Below are 2,677 nucleotides of genomic sequence, written 5' to 3' on the forward strand. Positions count from 1 at the left end.
GGGGATCCCTCAGGGAGAGGGGCTGGGGGTGAGGGGATCCCTCAGGGAGAGGGGCCGGGGGTGAGGGGGTTCATGGATGGGCTCAAGCAGGGATCCTTGTATGTAGCAGCATCTGTGACCCCCCCTGCGGCCTAAACCTCAACCAGAGAGGATAACCCCGCTGCAATCTTAAGAACCCCTCTACTGAGCGCCGAGAGCCGCCAACAAGTCATCCGCCAACAACACCGCCGTATAGGCCAAGGCTTGCCGTTGCTCAGGAGACAAATCGCCAACGGGGGTCTGGGGATTGCTCAGGATACCCTGTAACACCTTGCTGGCTATGTATTCGCGCTTAGAAACCCCTGGGCTAGAGATGGTGGGGTTATCCAGAGAGAACTTCTGATGGTGCTCGAAGGGGAAAGCATATTCAGGGGCAACCGGCATCGCTCGACTCCAGATCGGGTCTCTACACTGTGCTTTGCCTATTTTCCCATCCTCTCTCGTCGGGAACTTCAAAAAAGCGGGGCCTCAAAAAAGACAGAACGGGTTATCGTATCAGACAGATCCCTGTGTGGGGAAAGGATCCGGGCTGCTCTCCCTTGGAAAGATTGCTATGCATTTGAGCGATTCTTTTCGACGCACCAAAATTGTCGCCACCATCGGCCCTGCCAGCTCAAATCCGGCCATTCTCAGGGAGATGATCCTGCAAGGGGCAACCACCCTTCGCCTCAACTTTTCCCATGGGGATCACGAGCTACACCGCCGCAGCATTCGCCTCATCCGCCAAACCGCGATGGATCTGGGCATCCAGGTCGCCATTTTGCAAGACCTGCAGGGGCCGAAAATCCGCTTGGGCAAGTTCGCCGAAGGCTCCATCACCCTCAAAGCCGGGGATCCCTTTGTGTTGACCAGCAAGCCTGTCTTGGGATCCCAAGAGCGCAGTTGGGTCACCTACGACAAGCTGGCCCAAGAAGTGCCCGAAGGAGCGACGATCCTCATCGATGACGGTCGAGTGGAGATGCGGGTGGAAGCCGTGGATCCTGCGGCGGGAGAACTCTTCTGCCGCACCATTGTCGGGGGGACTCTCTCCAACAGCAAAGGGGTCAACTTTCCCGGCGTGCGCCTGAGCATCCGCGCCGTGACCCAAAAGGACAAAGAAGATCTCTACTTCGGCCTCAACCAAGGCGTGGATTGGGTGGCCCTCAGTTTTGTGCGGGATCCCTCTGACGTGCTGGAGTTGCGCGAGCTCATCGCCTCGGCCAAGAGGCCTTCTGCGGGCTCAGCCGACAAGCGGGTACCCATCATCGTCAAGATCGAGAAACATGAGGCCATCCAGCAACTGCCCCAGATTTTGGCTCTCAGCGACGGTGTGATGGTGGCGCGGGGCGATCTGGGGGTGGAACTGCCCGCGGAAGAGGTGCCGATCCTACAGAAGCGGGTGATCGCCCTGGCCAACTCTCTGGGGATCCCGGTGATCACTGCCACCCAAATGCTGGACAGCATGGTTCACAGCCCCCGACCTACCCGTGCCGAGATCTCCGATGTGGCCAACGCCATCTTGGATGGTACCGATGCCGTCATGCTCTCCAACGAGACGGCGGTGGGCAAATACCCCGTCGAGGCAGTAGCAACCATGGCCCGCATTGCCGTGCGCACCGAGCGAGATTACTTTGACTTGACCTACGCCGACCGACGGCAACGCATTCGCGCCCTTGCCCTGCAGGAGCTGAGCCAAAACAACGGCAACAGCAATGGCGCCAGTCCTGCTGGAACGCGGCCCAAAACCCTGATCACCGACTCGATCAGCCGCGCCGTGGGGGAGATCGCCCAGGAGCTGGATGCCGTAGCCGTGATGACCCTGACCAAAACGGGGGCCACTGCTCGCAATGTCTCCAAGTTTCGCCCGCGCACTCCCATCCTGGCCGTAACTCCCCACGTGGAAGTAGCACGGCGGCTGCAGTTGGTTTGGGGGGTACATCCGCTGTTGGTGATGGATTTGGCCACAACCCGCCAGACCTTTCAAGCGGCCATTAGCTTGGCCCAGGAAGATGGCTTGCTCAAAGATGGCGACTTGGTGGTGCTCAGCGCAGGAACCCTGCCCGGTGTTGCGGGATCCACCGATCTGATCAAGGTCGATGTGGTGAAAGCGGTGGTGGCCCAGGGCAAAGGGTTTGGCAAAGGCACCGTCAGCGGCCCGGCCCGCATCTTGAGATCCAGCCTCGATGCCGGCAAAATCACCGCCGGCGACATCTTGGTTGCGCAGTCTACCGACGCCAACTATGTGGAGGCCATCAAACAGGCAGCCGGAGTGATCACCGAAGAAGAGGGAGCTTCCTCCCATGCGGCGGTCATCGGCCTGCGGCTGGGGGTGCCGGTGCTGGTGGGGGTCAAGGATGCCACACGCCTCATCCGGGATGGATCCATCGTCACTCTGGACGCAGAAAAAGGCATCGTGACTTCGGGAGCAGATGGCCTGGGCTTTTGAGGGAGAGCCATCAGTCCCGCGCTCTACCCAAAAGTGAGCGTCGGGATCCCTCTGGCGGTTCTCAAAAGCAGGCTACGCCATAGCAACGAAACGTTTCTCTACATCGTTATTGCTACGCAACGCCGGCGCCTTCACACCAACAGCGCCGATCGCTATCCCTAACTCCCCTCTCCCTCAGGGAGAGGGGCTGGGGGTGAGGGGATCCCTCAGGGA

The 2,677-nt window shown here is 60.0% G+C and carries 2 protein-coding genes; one reads left to right on the forward strand and one right to left on the reverse strand.

Features of this window, described 5'->3' with window-relative positions:
* Nucleotides 1-180: 180 nt before the first annotated feature.
* The gene (locus tag NW844_RS12620) at nucleotides 181-423 is read right to left on the reverse strand and encodes a hypothetical protein (protein WP_414336143.1); all 243 of its coding nucleotides are present in this window, start codon (nucleotides 421-423) and stop codon (nucleotides 181-183) included.
* Between the two features lie 169 nt (nucleotides 424-592).
* Here NW844_RS12620 and pyk point away from each other — a divergent pair, with 169 nt between their 5' ends.
* Nucleotides 593-2,464, forward strand: a complete 1,872-nt coding sequence (pyk, locus tag NW844_RS12625; RefSeq protein WP_414336145.1) for a pyruvate kinase — start codon at nucleotides 593-595, stop codon at nucleotides 2,462-2,464.
* The last annotated feature ends 213 nt before the right edge of the window (nucleotides 2,465-2,677 follow it).

The sequence above is a fragment of the Synechococcus sp. H55.2 genome (genome assembly GCF_047462495.1).
Lineage (GTDB): Bacteria > Cyanobacteriota > Cyanobacteriia > Thermostichales > Thermostichaceae > Thermostichus.

What these genes read in the sequence shown, in the direction of transcription:
- NW844_RS12620 (WP_414336143.1), bottom strand. Translation starts at nt 423, where the DNA reads ATGCCGGTTGCCCCTGAATATGCTTTCCCCTTCGAGCACCATCAGAAG.
- pyk (WP_414336145.1), top strand. Translation starts at nt 593, where the DNA reads ATGCATTTGAGCGATTCTTTTCGACGCACCAAAATTGTCGCCACCATC.